16 protein-coding genes, 1 tRNA gene and 1 pseudogene are annotated in these 14537 nt (G+C 62.1%); 15 read left to right on the forward strand and 3 right to left on the reverse strand.

Going from position 1 to position 14537, the window contains the following annotated elements:
* Positions 1-186: 186 nt before the first annotated feature.
* Entirely contained in the window at positions 187-1044 is an 858-nt protein-coding gene (locus BUA38_RS31445) for a class I SAM-dependent methyltransferase (protein ID WP_072824167.1), read from the forward strand.
* 4 nt (positions 1045-1048) lie between these two features.
* On the opposite strand, the gene pepT is transcribed toward BUA38_RS31445, so the two are convergent.
* Both pepT and BUA38_RS31455 read right to left on the reverse strand, forming a co-directional pair.
* Entirely contained in the window at positions 1049-2305 is a 1257-nt protein-coding gene (pepT, locus tag BUA38_RS31450) for a peptidase T (RefSeq protein WP_072824169.1), read from the reverse strand.
* A 98-nt stretch (positions 2306-2403) separates the two neighbouring features.
* Positions 2404-2662: pseudogene (locus BUA38_RS31455) on the reverse strand (HU family DNA-binding protein).
* Between the two features lie 228 nt (positions 2663-2890).
* Between BUA38_RS31455 and BUA38_RS31460 the strand changes: the two are divergent.
* A tRNA-Asp gene (locus tag BUA38_RS31460) sits at positions 2891-2967 on the forward strand.
* Between the two features lie 260 nt (positions 2968-3227).
* Here the strand turns inward: BUA38_RS31460 and BUA38_RS31465 are convergent.
* Positions 3228-3422: a hypothetical protein gene (locus tag BUA38_RS31465; protein ID WP_072826584.1), complete on the reverse strand. Its 195-nt coding sequence runs from the start codon at positions 3420-3422 to the stop codon at positions 3228-3230.
* 334 nt (positions 3423-3756) lie between these two features.
* Here BUA38_RS31465 and BUA38_RS31470 point away from each other — a divergent pair, with 334 nt between their 5' ends.
* Genes BUA38_RS31470 through nuoK form a run of 13 tightly spaced genes read left to right on the forward strand, consistent with a single transcriptional unit; the run spans position 3757 to position 14537 of the window.
* A complete protein-coding gene (locus BUA38_RS31470; protein ID WP_072824171.1) occupies positions 3757-4122 on the forward strand; it encodes an NADH-quinone oxidoreductase subunit A in 366 nt (121 codons plus the stop codon).
* Complete coding sequence (locus BUA38_RS31475; protein ID WP_072824173.1) at positions 4113-4709, forward strand: NuoB/complex I 20 kDa subunit family protein; 597 nt, start codon at positions 4113-4115, stop codon at positions 4707-4709. The genes BUA38_RS31470 and BUA38_RS31475 overlap by 10 nt, the downstream gene beginning before the upstream one ends.
* A 12-nt stretch (positions 4710-4721) precedes the next feature.
* On the forward strand, positions 4722-5339 hold the full coding sequence (locus BUA38_RS31480; protein ID WP_072824175.1) for an NADH-quinone oxidoreductase subunit C: 618 nt from the start codon (positions 4722-4724) through the stop codon (positions 5337-5339).
* Positions 5336-6532: an NADH-quinone oxidoreductase subunit D gene (locus BUA38_RS31485; RefSeq protein WP_072824177.1), complete on the forward strand. Its 1197-nt coding sequence runs from the start codon at positions 5336-5338 to the stop codon at positions 6530-6532. Before BUA38_RS31480 ends, BUA38_RS31485 begins: the two co-directional genes overlap by 4 nt.
* Positions 6532-7494, forward strand: coding sequence for an FkbM family methyltransferase (locus tag BUA38_RS31490; protein WP_172806175.1), 963 nt, complete (start codon positions 6532-6534; stop codon positions 7492-7494). Before BUA38_RS31485 ends, BUA38_RS31490 begins: the two co-directional genes overlap by 1 nt.
* A 13-nt stretch (positions 7495-7507) precedes the next feature.
* Positions 7508-8119 carry an NADH-quinone oxidoreductase subunit NuoE gene (gene nuoE / locus BUA38_RS31495; protein ID WP_072824181.1) on the forward strand — a complete coding sequence of 204 codons (612 nt, stop codon included), beginning with the start codon at positions 7508-7510 and terminating at the stop codon, positions 8117-8119.
* The gene (gene nuoF, locus BUA38_RS31500) at positions 8119-9444 is read left to right on the forward strand and encodes an NADH-quinone oxidoreductase subunit NuoF (RefSeq protein ID WP_072824183.1); all 1326 of its coding nucleotides are present in this window, start codon (positions 8119-8121) and stop codon (positions 9442-9444) included. Before nuoE ends, nuoF begins: the two co-directional genes overlap by 1 nt.
* Before the next feature lie 5 nt (positions 9445-9449).
* Positions 9450-9938, forward strand: coding sequence for a hypothetical protein (locus tag BUA38_RS31505; RefSeq protein WP_072824185.1), 489 nt, complete (start codon positions 9450-9452; stop codon positions 9936-9938).
* Between the two features lie 7 nt (positions 9939-9945).
* The gene (gene nuoG / locus BUA38_RS31510; RefSeq protein ID WP_072824187.1) at positions 9946-12021 is read left to right on the forward strand and encodes an NADH-quinone oxidoreductase subunit NuoG; all 2076 of its coding nucleotides are present in this window, start codon (positions 9946-9948) and stop codon (positions 12019-12021) included.
* A 4-nt stretch (positions 12022-12025) separates the two neighbouring features.
* Positions 12026-13081 (forward strand): NADH-quinone oxidoreductase subunit NuoH, encoded by a 1056-nt coding sequence (nuoH, locus tag BUA38_RS31515; RefSeq protein ID WP_072826585.1) that lies wholly within the window; start codon positions 12026-12028, stop codon positions 13079-13081.
* Between the two features lie 13 nt (positions 13082-13094).
* Positions 13095-13583, forward strand: coding sequence for an NADH-quinone oxidoreductase subunit NuoI (nuoI, locus tag BUA38_RS31520; RefSeq protein WP_072826586.1), 489 nt, complete (start codon positions 13095-13097; stop codon positions 13581-13583).
* Between the two features lie 10 nt (positions 13584-13593).
* Entirely contained in the window at positions 13594-14232 is a 639-nt protein-coding gene (locus BUA38_RS31525; protein ID WP_072824189.1) for an NADH-quinone oxidoreductase subunit J, read from the forward strand.
* Entirely contained in the window at positions 14229-14537 is a 309-nt protein-coding gene (gene nuoK / locus BUA38_RS31530; protein ID WP_072824191.1) for an NADH-quinone oxidoreductase subunit NuoK, read from the forward strand. The genes BUA38_RS31525 and nuoK overlap by 4 nt, the downstream gene beginning before the upstream one ends.

Below are 14537 nucleotides of genomic sequence, written 5' to 3' on the forward strand. Positions count from 1 at the left end.
ATTCAATCCGCTTTGCCGATGGTGCGGGATTAAAAATTCCGTCATCACCGTGGACCTGCCGTGCGCGAGAATATGAGGGCTGCGTTGCAGGCTATTTTTATGCTATTTCGATGACAAGTTCGGCGAGTGGTCCGATCCTAACATTTGGATCGAATCCACTCCACTAGATGACAGTGAGTTCAGGACATGGAAGCGCCCACCGGACACGATCAGAACGCCGACCAAATTGCTTACTGGAACGGCGCGGGCGGCCTGCGATGGGCCCAGCGTCAGCCGGTGCAGGACATCCTGCTTCAGCCGATCGCCGACCTCATTATCGAGCGGGCAAAGATCAGGAGCGGCGAGCGGGTGCTCGATGTCGGCTGCGGCAGCGGATCGACCACCTTTGCCTTCGCAAAAGCCGTAGGCGCAAGCGGGCATGTCATGGGCATCGATATCTCTGCGCCGATGCTGGCGGTGGCACGGGAGGTCACACCGCCGGGCAGCCCGGTCGAATTCGCGCTTGCCGATGCGACCATCCATCCGTTTGTGCCGGAGAGTTTCGATCTGCTCGCCTCGCGCTTCGGCGTCATGTTCTTTGCCGATCCCGCATTGTCCTTTGCCAACTTGCGCAAGGCGATGCGGCGAACGGGACGATTGGCTTTCGCCTGCTGGCGGGAGGCGCGATCAAATCCGTTCTTCATGGTGCCGCTACAGGCCGTTTATCAGCACGTTCCGAAGATGCCGCAGGTCGGACCAGAAGAACCCGGCCCGTTCGCATTTGCTTCCGAGGAGCGCGTGAAGCGCATTCTTGGCGCCGCCGGATTTTCGGAAGTCGCGATGGAGCCGGTCGATCTGGCGCTCGACGTTGCAATCGGGGGCGGGCTGGAGGCCGCGGTCAGGAGCGCGACTGAAATCGGACCGGCGGCGCGCGCCCTGACCGATCATCCGCCGGAAACCGTTGCCGCCGCCACGCAGGCGATTCGTGAAGCGCTGCGGCCCCTCGTGAAAGGACAGACGGTCCTGCTCGATGCCGCCATCTGGATCGTGACGGCTAAAGTCTGAAAACCTAGGCCCGTTCCTCCCAGATCATCGCGAGATGAACGATGGTCTGCACGGCCTTTTCCATGTCCTGGCGGCTGACCCATTCGAGCCGCGAGTGGAAGGCGTGTTCGCCGGCAAAGATGTTGGGGCAGGGTAGCCCCATGAACGACAGGCGCGAACCGTCCGTGCCGCCACGGATCGACGTCTTCACCGGGGTAAGCCCCGTGCGCCGGACCGCCTCGACCGCGTAGTCGACGATCTCCGGGTGACGATCGATCACCTCTTTCATGTTGCGGTATTGCGGTTTGATCTCGAGCCGATAGGTCGATCGTGGATAGTTCTTCATAACGCCCTGGATGACTGTCTCCAGCAGCGCTTCCTTTTCGCGCAGGCCCTGTTCGGTGAAGTCGCGCACGATCAGGCCAAGCGTCGCCGTCTCCAGCGTGCCGCCGATGGCGATGGGATGCAGAAATCCCTGCCGGCCTTCGGTGGTCTCGGGCGACTGGTTTTTCGGCAGCCGCTCGACGATCGTGGCCGCGATCTTGATCGCGTGCTCCATCTTGCCCTTGGCAAAGCCCGGATGGGCGGAAACCCCTTCGATCACGATCGTGGCCGCATCCGCCGAGAAGGTTTCGTCCTCGATCTGGCCGGCGCTTTCGCCGTCGATCGTATAGGCGAACGCAGCGCCAAGCTTCTTCAGATCGGCCTTGTCGACGCCGCGGCCGATCTCTTCGTCCGGCGTGAACAGGATCTTGATCGTGCCGTGCTTGATCTGCGGATTGTTCTTCAGGAAGTGCACCGCGTCCATGATCTCGGCGACGCCGGCCTTGTTGTCAGCCCCAAGGAGGGTGGTGCCGTCGGTCGTGACGATGTCATGGCCGATCTGGCTGGCGAGCGCCGGGTGCTCATTGAAGCGGATCACCTGCGAGGGATCGGCCTTGAGCACGATGTCGCCGCCCTGGTAATTGCGGACGATCTGGGGCTTCACGTTGGCGCCGGAGCAGTCCGGCGACGTGTCCATATGCGAGCAGAAGCAAATCACCGGCACCTGCTTTTCGCTCGTCGCCGGCAGCGTGGCGTAGACGTAGCCATGCTCGTCGAGATGGGCATCGGGAAGCCCGATGTCGCGCAATTCCATCGCAAGCAGCCGGCCCAGATCTTTCTGCTTTTCCGTCGAGGGGCAGGTCGGTGACGCCGGATCGGACTGGGTGTCGATCACGACATAGCGCAGGAAGCGCTCGGTTACGGTGTGGGTGAAGTTGAGGGGGGCGCCTGCGGTCATGCAACCGCGAGTAACAGAAAACGCCCCTTTGGGGTAGTCTCTACCTCGCCGGAATGACACCAATTGGCTTAAAAACCAGCGGCTTAGGCCGGCTTTTGTCAGACAGATTCCTTCAGCTCCTTGGCGGCACGGAAGGCAACCTTCTTGCTGGCCTTGATCTGGATCGGCTCGCCGGTGGCGGGATTACGGCCCATGCGGGCAGCGCGCTTGCGGACCTGGAGAATGCCAAGGCCGACGATGCGGATGCGCTCGCCCTTCTTGAGATGCCTGGCGATCCGGTCCACCAGATCGGTCAGGATGGCCTGCCGCGAGGTGCTTCAGCGTGATAGTGGCGGCGGTTGCTGCCTTCTTCGCCATGTTTGGCCCTCCTCGTTGTTTTCGGATTTCAAGAAACCAAGTGTGGCAGGCCTTAAACGATTCGAGCTTCGGCGGCCTACGCCGTTTGACCGAAAAACAGGCGGTTTTTTGCATCGATATCGCAAAAAACCCTGTGGGTGAGGGGGATTTGCAACATCCTTGACTAAAGAGAGGCTCCCCTTTAATTCCTGCCCCGTGCGGACCGATCCTCTCTGGATTGCAGCATCCGCGGGAGTAGCTCAGTTGGTTAGAGCGCCGCCCTGTCACGGCGGAGGCCGCGGGTTCGAGTCCCGTCTCTCGCGCCATTTTTGAACAACGAATCCAGTGACCTGACGATAGGCCGTTTCGTTGATCCAGCTTTCCAGCTAGCCGGAACTTCGCCTTTGTCCCAGAGCCACCGGCCGCTCTGCTTCCAATTTGTCCAGACGTTTCGCACCAGCTAGCCAAGCGGACGCGGCGCTTTCCGGGCGGTGGCCGAGCTCTGGCCCAAAAGGCAAAAGGGCCGCTGGGGGAAGCGGCCCTTTCACATCCTCGTTGGGGGACGAGGTCCTCGGGGGGGACGAGGTTAGCGAACGATTGATGTATCCGAGCTGGTCAGGACGACCGGCTTGCCGGCTTTCAGGACTCGAGCGGTCTGGGCGTAGTCGGAGCTCACATGGGCTGACAGGGCAAAGCCTGCAACCGCGATTCCCGCCACCAGCGCCATCACCACGATTTTCAGGTGGGTCGCACGGTCCGCGGAGTGGATCGAGTGGTTCATGAGAGCCTCCAGGCGTCTTTGGCGCCGTCTGTTGGTTCCCGATGTACCCTGCAATTGTTTCCGGCTGGTTTCGTCGACTCCGCAAAATGGTTTCATTCCCGCCTTTGAGCGCCGAAACCGCTGGCCGGCCCGGCCGCGCTTCCGGGAATTTGGGACCTCGCAATTCGTGTGGCGACGGGCGGGCGCGAGGGTAGTTTTCCACGCGCCGCAGGGCGGGAAAGGGCGTCAAGATAGCTTGTCTTGCGCCCCTTGGTGCGCTGCGCTAAGCCTCGGAACAATTCTAATCCTTACGAATCTGCGGCCCCTCCACCGCCGCGGTAAAAGGACCCTCCCGATGACCGGCATCTTGCAGAATTACCTTCCATTGGTGGTCTTTGTCGCCGTCGCTGGTCTGATCGGTCTGGTGCTGCTGATCGCGCCGTTCGTGGTGGCCTTCCAGCAGCCCGATCCGGAAAAGCTGTCGGCCTATGAATGCGGCTTCAATGCCTTCGATGACGCGCGCATGAAGTTCGACGTCCGCTTCTACCTGGTCGCCATTCTCTTCATCATCTTCGACCTGGAAGTGGCCTTCCTGTTTCCCTGGGCGGTGGCGTTTGGAAAACTGGGCGCGACCGGATTCTGGTCCATGTTTGTGTTTCTGGCCGTGCTCACGGTCGGCTTTGCCTATGAATGGAAGAAAGGCGCACTCGAATGGGATTGAGTCCCGCTCCCGCCAAGCCAGGGTTTGCGCCGGCGGCGGCTCCCGCCGCGACCGGCATCATTGATCCCGCAACCGGAAGGCCGGTCGGCGCCAACGACCCGTATTTCCTGGAGATCAATCACGAGCTCTCCGACAAGGGCTTCTTCGTCGCCGCCACCGACGACCTCATCACCTGGGCGCGCACGGGTTCGCTGATGTGGATGACGTTTGGCCTTGCATGTTGCGCGGTCGAGATGATGCAGGTGTCGATGCCGCGCTATGATGTCGAGCGCTTCGGTTTTGCGCCGCGCGCCTCGCCCCGGCAATCCGACGTGATGATCGTGGCCGGTACGCTGACCAACAAGATGGCGCCGGCGTTGCGCAAGGTCTACGACCAGATGCCGGAGCCGCGCTACGTGATCTCGATGGGATCGTGCGCCAACGGCGGCGGTTACTACCACTACTCCTACTCGGTGGTGCGCGGCTGCGACCGCATCGTGCCCATCGACATCTATGTGCCCGGCTGTCCGCCCACGGCGGAAGCGCTGCTCTACGGCGTTCTGCTGTTGCAGAAGAAGATCCGGCGCACCGGAACCATCGAACGCTAAGGTTTTTGGGTCATGGACGACGGCAGGCTTGACGCTCTGGGGCAGACGATCGTTGGCGCGCTGGCCGGTGCGGCAACGGGCCACTCGGTGGCGTTCAACCAGCTCACCGTGGATGTGAAGGTCGAACGCATCGTCGATGTCGTTCGGTATTTGAGGGACGATGCGGCCTGCCGCTTCGTCAACCTGACCGACGTGACGGCGGTCGACTATCCCGGCCGCGAGAAACGGTTTGACGTGGTCTATCATCTGCTGTCGCCGACGCTGAATGCGCGCATTCGTTTGCGCGGCGAAGCGGACGAGACCACGCAGGTGCCATCGATCATCGACGTGTTTCCAGGCTCCGACTGGTTCGAACGCGAAACCTACGACCTCTATGGCGTGATCTTTGTCGGACACCCGGACATGCGGCGGCTGCTGACCGATTACGGTTTCGACGGCCATCCCCTGCGCAAGGATTTCCCGCTCACCGGCTTCGTCGAGGTGCGTTACGACGACCAGGAGAAGCGGGTGCTCTACGAGCCGGTCCGGCTCAACCAGGAATTCCGGAAATTCGATTTCATGTCGCCGTGGGAGGGAGCGGATTATCCCCTGCCGGGCGATGAAAAGGCGAAGGCGGAGCCCAAGCCATGAACGAACAAAGCCCAGCCTTACGCAATTTCACGATCAATTTCGGCCCCCAGCATCCGGCCGCACACGGCGTGCTGCGTCTGGTGCTGGAACTGGATGGCGAGATTGTTGCCCGCGTCGATCCCCATATCGGGTTGCTTCATCGCGGCACCGAGAAGCTGATCGAGCAGAAGACCTACCTTCAGGCGATTCCGTATTTCGACCGGCTCGACTACGTCGCGCCGATGAACCAGGAACACGCGTTCTGTCTCGCGGCCGAAAAACTGCTCGGCATCGAGGTGCCGCGCCGTGGCCAGCTGATCCGCGTGCTCTACTGCGAAATCGGACGCATCCTGTCGCATCTTCTCAACGTGACCACGCAAGCGATGGACGTCGGCGCGCTCACCCCGCCGCTGTGGGGCTTTGAGGAGCGCGAGAAGCTGATGGTATTCTACGAGCGCGCCTCGGGCTCGCGCATGCATGCGGCGTATTTCCGCATTGGCGGCGTGCATCAGGACCTGCCGCTGAAGCTGATCGACGATATCGATGTGTGGTGCGATCCGTTCCTGACCGTCGTGGACGATCTCGAGACATTGCTCACCGGCAACCGCATCTTCAAGCAGCGCAACGTCGATATCGGCGTGGTGACGCTGCAACAGGCCTGGGAGTGGGGCTTTTCGGGCGTCATGGTGCGCGGCTCCGGCGCGGCCTGGGACCTGCGCAAGGCGCAACCTTACGAATGCTACGCCGAGATGGATTTCGATATTCCGATCGGCAAGAACGGCGACTGCTACGACCGCTACTGCATCCGCATGGAAGAGATGAGGCAGTCGGTCAAGATCATGAAGCAGTGCATCGCGAAGCTGCGCGCAGCCGACGGGCAGGGGCCGGTCGCGGTCCAGGACCACAAGATCTTCCCGCCACGCCGTGGCGAGATGAAGCGCTCGATGGAAGCGCTGATCCATCACTTCAAACTCTACACCGAAGGCTTCCACGTGCCGGCCGGCGAAGTCTATGCGGCGGTCGAAGCGCCCAAGGGCGAGTTCGGCGTCTACCTCGTCGCCGACGGCTCCAATAAACCTTACAAGTGCAAGATCCGCGCGCCGGGGTTTGCGCATTTGCAGGCGATGGATTTCATCTGCCGCGGCCATCTGCTTGCCGACGTCTCCGCCATCCTGGGCTCGCTCGACATCGTGTTCGGAGAGGTCGATCGGTGATCGCCCCACCGCCCATCCAGTTTGACCGCGCCTCGGGGGCCCTGGAAGGGGCCAACCTGTGGGAGCGGACGGCTGCGTTGGCGCTGGCGACGGGAGCGAAAGTATCGTCGCATTTCTCGCACCGCGGCTACATCGGCTGCGCGAATCTGCTGCGCAAGGCGCTGCCTTCACGCAACATCGCGATCAAGCTCAACGAGGATGCGACGTTCGAGTTTCCCTATGGCGACGGCTACTGGAGCAAACTGCTCGATCGCACGTACCATTACGAAGACGAGCTGGAATTGCTGTTCCGCCATTCGAGCGATGTCGATTACACGCTGCTCGATTGCGGCGCCAATTACGGCTACTGGTCGGTGCTGGTGACGAGCAGGCCATTCGGCCCGCACCGGGCGATTGCGATCGAACCGTCGTCGGATAATTTTGCCAAGCTCGCCAATAACGCATACATCAACGGCAATCGCTTCGAGACGATGAAATGCGCCATTGGCGCTGCCAAGGGCACGGCGCGGCTGTCCGGGACCAAGCACGAGGCGTTCAGCATCGCCAGCGGCGCGAATGGCGGCGGAGAGGAAGTGCCTGTCCTGGCGCTCGATGACCTGCTGGACGACGGCAAGATCGCTCCCGGCGGCAAATACCTCATCAAGCTCGATGTCGAGGGCGTCGAGATCGACGCCATCAAGGGCGGCAAGAAATTGCTCGCGGGCGACAGCGTGATCATGTGCGAAGAGCACGGCAACGATCCCGATCACACCGTGTCGCGCTACATCCTCGAGCAGACGCCGCTCAAGCTCATCGTCTACGATCCCTGTTCGAATCGTCTTGAAACCGTGAGCGAGCTTTCGATCCTCGACCGGATCAAGGTTTCAACCCACGTCGGCTATAACGTCTTCGGCACGTCCAGTGCGTTCTGGCAGGAGCGGATCAACGCCCTGAACGCCAGCACCTCGCGCCGAATGCAATGAGAGACTGAGCACCATGTCCGTTCGTCGCCTTGCGCCCAAGGAAGTTCAGCCCGCGAGTTTCGAGTTCACGCCGGAAAACCTGGAGTGGGCAAAGAAGCAGATCGCCCAATACCCGGAAGGCCGTCAGGCGTCGGCCGTGATTGCGATCCTGTGGCGCGTTCAGGAACAGCATGAGGGATGGGTGTCGGAAGTTGCGATCCGCGCGGTCGCCGATCTGCTTCACATGCCCTACATCCGCGTGCTGGAAGTAGCGACCTTCTACACGATGTTCCAGCTCCAGCCCGTCGGCAAGAAGGCGCATGTCCAGGTCTGCGGCACCACGCCGTGCCGCTTGCGCGGGGCCGCGGACCTCATTGACGTCTGCCAGAGCCGGATCCACCACGATCCTTTCCAGCTATCGAAGGACGGCAATTTTTCCTGGGAAGAGGTCGAGTGTTTAGGGGCCTGCGTGAACGCGCCGATGGTGCTGATCTGGAAGGACACCTACGAGGACCTGACCAAGGAAAGTTTTGGCAAGGTGCTGGACGGTTTTGCTTCTGGCAATCCGCCGAAGCCGGGCCCGCAGATTGACCGTCAATTTTCCGCGCCCGTCGGCGGACCGACCACGCTGAAGGAAATGACCTGATGCTCGAGGACAAGGATCGCATCTTCAAGAACCTCTACGGCCTGCATGATTGGGGCCTCGAGGGTGCGCGCCGCCGCGGCGCCTGGGATGGCACCAAGGCGATCATCGACAAGGGCCGCGACTGGATCATCAACGAGATGAAGGCGTCAGGCCTGCGCGGGCGTGGCGGAGCCGGATTCCCGACCGGCATGAAGTGGTCGTTCATGCCGAAGGAGTCCAAGGACGGACGCCCGAGCTATCTCGTGGTCAACGCCGACGAGTCCGAGCCCGGCACCTGCAAGGACCGCGAGATCATGCGGCACGATCCGCATCTCCTGGTCGAGGGTTGCCTACTCGCGAGCTTCGCGATGGGCGCGCATGCCTGCTACATCTATGTCCGCGGCGAGTTCATCCGCGAGCGCGAGCATCTGCAGGCCGCGGTCGACCAGGCCTACGAGGCCAAGTTGATCGGCAAGGACAACGTCAACGGCTGGCCGTTCGACCTCTACGTTGCGCACGGCGCCGGCGCTTATATCTGCGGCGAAGAGACCGCGCTCCTGGAGAGCCTCGAAGGCAAAAAGGGACAGCCGCGGCTGAAGCCGCCGTTCCCGGCCAATGTCGGCCTGTTCGGCTGCCCGACCACCGTCAACAATGTCGAGTCGATTGCGGTTGCGCCGGACATTCTGCGGCGCGGCGCGGCGTGGTTCGCCGCCATCGGCCGGCCGAACAATGTCGGCACCAAGCTGTTCTGCATTTCCGGTCACGTCGAACGGCCCTGCAACGTCGAAGAGGCGATGGGCATTCCGTTCCGCGAATTGATCGAGAAGCATTGTGGCGGTATTCGCGGCGGCTGGGACAATCTGAAGGCGGTGATCCCCGGCGGATCGTCCGTGCGCATGGTGCCGGCCGAACAGATCATCGATACGCCGATGGACTTCGACAGCCTCGGCAAGTTGCGCTCGGGCCTCGGCACCGCCGCCGTGATCGTGATGGACAAATCGACCGACCTGATCCGCGCGATCGCCCGCATCTCCTATTTCTACAAGCACGAAAGCTGCGGCCAGTGCACGCCGTGCCGCGAGGGCACCGGCTGGATGTGGCGCGTGCTGACGCGCATGGCCGGCGGCCGCGCCCACAAGCGCGAGATCGACATGCTGCTGGAAGTCACCAAGCAGGTCGAAGGCCACACGATTTGCGCGCTCGGCGATGCCGCCGCCTGGCCGATCCAGGGCCTGATCGCGCATTTCCGTCATGAGATCGAAGAACGCATCGATCAATATTCGCACAAGGCCGATCTCGACGATCAGGGTGTTCTCGATCCAGCTCACATGGTCGCGGCGGAGTAGGATTGATGGCACTGCCCGCTACATTCTGGCAGAAATTCGGAACGCTGGCGCAGATGGCGCAAGCGACCGTGGCGCTGCTCGGCTTTGTGGCGGTCCTGCTCCAGGTCAATGAAATCCGCTCCAACAACCGCGCCGTCGCCGCGCGGCAGGCGTTCCTGGCCTACACCGATCTCGCGTTCAAAAACCCGAAGTTTTCGGCGCCCGATTATGCGACCATCAAGGCCGGCGGACGCGATACGCTGGTGCAGTACGAGAGCTTCGTCTCTTACTTCCTCTATGCGTGCGAGGAAACGTTCAACGCCTTTTCCGACCGGCGCGAGTGGCTTGCCTCCTGCGACTACGATCTGAAGCCGCATTTGCCGTTTCTCTGCGAGAAAAGCCAGGCCGAGCCCGGCTACCTCGCGACCTATGGCGATGTCGCCCGCGACTGGGTGAAGACATCCTTGAAAACCGCCAGCGTAATGCCACCCGACTGCAAGCTGGGAAAGACCTGAGACAGCAATGACCAAACTCATTGTCGATGACAAAGAAATCGATGTGCCCGCGGAATATACGCTGCTGCAGGCGTGCGAGGCGGCGGGCGCAGAAATTCCGCGCTTCTGTTACCACGAGCGGCTCTCGATCGCCGGCAATTGCCGGATGTGCCTCGTTGAAGTGAAGGGTGGTCCGAAGCCCGTCGCGAGCTGCGCTTGGGGCGTGCGCGATTGCCGTCCGGGCCCCAACGGCGAACCGCCGGTGATTTCCACGCGTTCGCCGATGGTGAAGAAGGCGCGCGAAGGCGTGATGGAGTTCTTGCTGATCAACCACCCGCTGGATTGTCCGATCTGCGACCAGGGCGGCGAGTGCGATCTGCAGGACCAGGCGATGGGTTACGGCGTCGACACCTCGCGCTTCGCCGAGAACAAGCGCGCGGTCGAGGACAAATACCTCGGCGCGCTGGTCAAGACCTCGATGAACCGCTGTATCCAGTGCACGCGCTGCGTGCGTTTCTCGGCGGAAGTCTGCGGCGCGCCGGAGATGGGCGCTACCGGCCGCGGCGAGGACATGGAGATCACGACCTATCTCGAGAGCGCGCTGACCTCGGAGTTGCAGGGCAATCTCGTCGATATCTGCCCCGTGGGGGCGCTGACCTCGAAGCCTTATGCGTTCGCAGCCAGGCCGTGGGAACTTGGCAAGACCCAGTCCGTCGATGTGATGGATGGCGTGGGCTCCTCGATCCGCGTCGATACCCGCGGGCGGGAGGTGATGCGGATCCTGCCGCGCGTCAACGAGGCGGTGAACGAGGAATGGATTTCCGACAAGACCCGTCACGTCGTCGACGGCCTGCGCACCCAGCGGCTCGACCGTCCTTACATCCGCGAGAACGGACAGCTTCGCGCCGCTTCATGGCAGCAGGCCTTTGCGGCCATCGCAGCCAAGATGTCGCGCACCGACGGCAAGCGGATTGGCGCCATCGCCGGCGATCTTGCCGCGGTCGAGGAGATGTTCGCGCTGAAGGAGCTTCTAGCAAAGTTCGGCTCGGTCAATCTCGCGGTGCAGGGCGGCGATGCTTTCGATCCCAAGGCGGGCCGCGCCTCCTACATCTTCAACCCGACCATTGCCGGTATCGATCGCGCCGACGCGCTTCTGATCGTGGGTTCGAACCCGCGCAAGGAAGCCGCCGTTCTCAATGCGCGCATCCGCAAACGCTGGCGCACGGGCCAGCTCAAGGTCGGCGTGATCGGCGCCAACTCCGATCTGATCTATGCGCATGATTATATCGGCGCCGGTGTGGATTCCCTCAACGACCTCGCCGCGGGCAAACATTCGTTCGCTGACGTCCTGAAGAACGCGAAGAACCCGATCGTGCTGGTCGGCGTGGACGCGTTTTCCCGGCATGATGGCGCAGCCGTGCTGGCGCGGGCTGCAAAACTCGCGCTCGACGTTGGCGCGGTCAAGGACGGCTGGAACGGCTTTGCGGTGTTGCAGAACACCGCCTCGCGCGTCGGTGCGCTCGACATCGGCTTCGCGGCGGGGACAAACGGATTGAACCTGGCGCAGATGACCGCGTTCGGCACGCTCGACGTGCTGTTTTTGCTTGGCGCCGACGAGGTGAAAGTGCCGGATGGCACCTTCGTCGTCTATATCGGCACCCATGGCGATGCCGGTGCCCACCGCGCCGACGTGATCCTGCCCGGCGCGGCCTACACCGAAAAGTCCGGCATCTTCGTCAACACCGAGGGCAGGGCGCAGATCGCCAACCGCGCCGGCTTCCCGCCGGGCGAGGCCCGCGAGGATTGGGCCATCATCCGTGCGCTCTCGGAAGTGTTGGCCAAGAAGTTGCCGTTCGACTCGCTCGCGGCATTGCGCCAGGCGGTCTTCAAGGCGGTGCCGCATCTGATGCGGCTCGACCAGATCGAGGCGGGCAATGCGGCTGACCTCAAGACGCTGGCGGGCCGCGGCGGCGATGTCGAGAAGGTGCCGTTCAAGGCCGTCGTCGAGGACTTCTATCTGACCAACCCGATCGCGCGGGCCTCCACAGTGATGGCGGAGTGTTCGCGGCTTGCCCACGGGCATATGCTGACGGCAGCGGAGTGACGTGATGGCCGAATTCTGGACCAGTACCCTTTGGCCGCTGATCATCATGGTCGCCGAGAGCCTGTTGCTGCTCGTGGTGCTCCTGATCGCAATCGCCTACATCCTGCTGGCCGACCGCAAGATCTGGGCGGCGGTGCAGATCCGCAGGGGTCCGAACGTGGTCGGGCCTTGGGGGCTGTTCCAGTCCTTCGCCGACCTTCTGAAGTTCGTGCTGAAGGAGCCGATCATTCCGGCCGGCGCCAACAAGGGCGTGTTCCTGCTTGCGCCGCTGGTGTCCTGCGTGCTCGCACTCACCGCCTGGGCCGTGATCCCGACCAATCTCGGCTGGGTGATCGCGGACATCAATGTCGGCGTTCTCTTTATCTTCGCGATTTCTTCGCTGTCGATCTACGGCATCATCATGGCCGGCTGGTCGTCGAATTCGAAATATCCGTTCCTCGCCGCGCTCCGCTCGGCGGCGCAGATGGTGAGCTACGAGGTCTCGATCGGCTTTGTGATCATCACCGTCCTGCTCTGCGCCGGCACGCTCAATCTCTCGGGGGTGGTCGAGGCGCAGAACACCCGAGGTCTGGCGAGCCTGATCGGCCTGCCGCAGCTCACCATCCTGAACTGGTATGTGTGGCCGCTGTTTCCGATGTTCGTCGTGTTCTACGTCTCGGCGCTGGCGGAAACCAACCGTCCGCCCTTCGACCTGGTCGAAGCCGAATCCGAACTGGTCGCCGGCTTCATGGTCGAATACGGCTCGACGCCGTACCTCCTGTTCATGCTCGGCGAATATGTCGCGATCACCACGATGTGCGCGCTGGCGACGATCCTGTTTCTGGGCGGTTGGCTGCCGCCGGTGAACTTGCCGCCGTTCAACTGGGTGCCGGGCGTCATCTGGTTCGCCCTGAAGCTGTTTTTCATGTTCTTCATGTTTGCGATGGCGAAGGCCATCGTGCCGCGCTACCGCTACGACCAGTTGATGCGGCTTGGCTGGAAGGTGTTCCTGCCGCTGTCGCTCGCCATGGTCGTCATCGTTGCGGGCGTGCTGCAACTCGCAGGGATTGCGCCGAAATGAGGTCGCTATGAGTATCAACATCAACGCTACCGCGCGCTCGCTTCTGCTGTCGGAATTCGTATCGGCGTTCTTTCTCGCCATGCGCTATTTCTTCAAGCCGAAGCCGACCTTGAATTATCCGTTCGAGAAGGGGCCAATATCGCCCCGCTTCCGCGGCGAGCATGCGCTGCGCCGTTATCCGAATGGCGAGGAACGCTGCATCGCCTGCAAGCTCTGCGAGGCGATCTGCCCGGCGCAGGCGATCACGATCGAAGCCGGTCCGCGGCGCAACGACGGCACCCGCCGCACCGTGCGCTACGACATCGACATGGTGAAATGCATCTATTGCGGGCTGTGCCAGGAAGCCTGTCCGGTCGACGCGATCGTCGAGGGACCGAATTTCGAATTCGCGGCCGAAACACGCGAAGAACTCTACTACGACAAGGCGAAGCTGCTCGCCAACGGCGACCGTTGGGAGCGCGAGATCGCCAAGTCGATCGAACTCGACGCGCCGTACCGGTGAGGTTAAGGGAATGATCCTTCCGGCTCTGTTCTTTTATCTGTTTGCGGGCGTCTGCGTGGCATCCGCCGTCATGGTGATTGTCTCGCGCAATCCCGTGCATTCCGTGCTGTATCTGATCCTCGCTTTCGTCAACGCCTCAGGCCTATTCGTGCTGATGGGGGCGGAATTCCTGGCGATGATCCTGGTCGTGGTCTATGTCGGCGCGGTCGCGGTGTTGTTCCTGTTCGTGATCATGATGCTCGACGTCGACTTTACCGAGTTGCGCGAGGGCTTCATCCAGTATCTGCCGGTCGGGCTTGTGATAGGCGGCATCTTCCTTGTCGAGTTGCTGCTGGTCGCCGGCGGCTGGGTGATCAACCCGAACGTCGCCAAGTCGATCACCTCGGCGATCCCCGCCAATGTCAGCAACACCGAGGCGCTCGGCCTCGTGCTCTACACGAAGTACATCCACTACTTCCAGATCGCGGGCATGGTGCTCCTGGTCGCGATGATCGGTGCGATCGTGCTGACGCTGCGCCACAAGGCGAGCGTCAAGCGGCAGGACATCAATGTGCAGAACGCGCGGACGCCGGAAATGGCGATGGCCGTGCGCAAGGTGGCCTCGGGGCAGGGCCTTCAGGACGCGGATTCGGCGGAGTGGGTACGATGACGATCGGACTCGGACATTATCTTGCGGTCGGCGCCATCCTGTTCACGCTCGGGATTCTCGGCATCTTCCTCAACCGCAAGAACATCATCGTCATCCTGATGTCGATCGAACTGATCCTGCTCGCCGTCAACATCAACCTGGTGGCGTTCTCGACCTTCATCGGCGACATCGTCGGTCAGGTGTACGCGCTACTGGTGCTGACGGTGGCGGCCGCGGAAGCCGCGATCGGTCTTGCCGTGCTCGTGGTCTACTTCCGCAACCGCGGCTCGATCGCGGTTGAAGACGTCAATCTGATGAAGGGCTAA

Origin of the sequence: Bradyrhizobium erythrophlei (genome assembly GCF_900142985.1) — a bacterium.
GTDB classification, from domain to species: domain Bacteria; phylum Pseudomonadota; class Alphaproteobacteria; order Rhizobiales; family Xanthobacteraceae; genus Bradyrhizobium; species Bradyrhizobium erythrophlei_B.

Coding starts and splice junctions, on each gene's coding strand:
- BUA38_RS31445 (WP_072824167.1), top strand. CDS start 187: ATGGAAGCGCCCACCGGACACGATCAGAACGCCGACCAAATTGCTTAC.
- pepT (WP_072824169.1), bottom strand. CDS start 2,305: ATGACCGCAGGCGCCCCCCTCAACTTCACCCACACCGTAACCGAGCGC.
- BUA38_RS31465 (WP_072826584.1), bottom strand. CDS start 3,422: ATGAACCACTCGATCCACTCCGCGGACCGTGCGACCCACCTGAAAATC.
- BUA38_RS31470 (WP_072824171.1), top strand. CDS start 3,757: ATGACCGGCATCTTGCAGAATTACCTTCCATTGGTGGTCTTTGTCGCC.
- BUA38_RS31475 (WP_072824173.1), top strand. CDS start 4,113: ATGGGATTGAGTCCCGCTCCCGCCAAGCCAGGGTTTGCGCCGGCGGCG.
- BUA38_RS31480 (WP_072824175.1), top strand. CDS start 4,722: ATGGACGACGGCAGGCTTGACGCTCTGGGGCAGACGATCGTTGGCGCG.
- BUA38_RS31485 (WP_072824177.1), top strand. CDS start 5,336: ATGAACGAACAAAGCCCAGCCTTACGCAATTTCACGATCAATTTCGGC.
- nuoE (WP_072824181.1), top strand. CDS start 7,508: ATGTCCGTTCGTCGCCTTGCGCCCAAGGAAGTTCAGCCCGCGAGTTTC.
- nuoF (WP_072824183.1), top strand. CDS start 8,119: ATGCTCGAGGACAAGGATCGCATCTTCAAGAACCTCTACGGCCTGCAT.
- BUA38_RS31505 (WP_072824185.1), top strand. CDS start 9,450: ATGGCACTGCCCGCTACATTCTGGCAGAAATTCGGAACGCTGGCGCAG.
- nuoG (WP_072824187.1), top strand. CDS start 9,946: ATGACCAAACTCATTGTCGATGACAAAGAAATCGATGTGCCCGCGGAA.
- nuoH (WP_072826585.1), top strand. CDS start 12,026: ATGGCCGAATTCTGGACCAGTACCCTTTGGCCGCTGATCATCATGGTC.
- BUA38_RS31525 (WP_072824189.1), top strand. CDS start 13,594: ATGATCCTTCCGGCTCTGTTCTTTTATCTGTTTGCGGGCGTCTGCGTG.
- nuoK (WP_072824191.1), top strand. CDS start 14,229: ATGACGATCGGACTCGGACATTATCTTGCGGTCGGCGCCATCCTGTTC.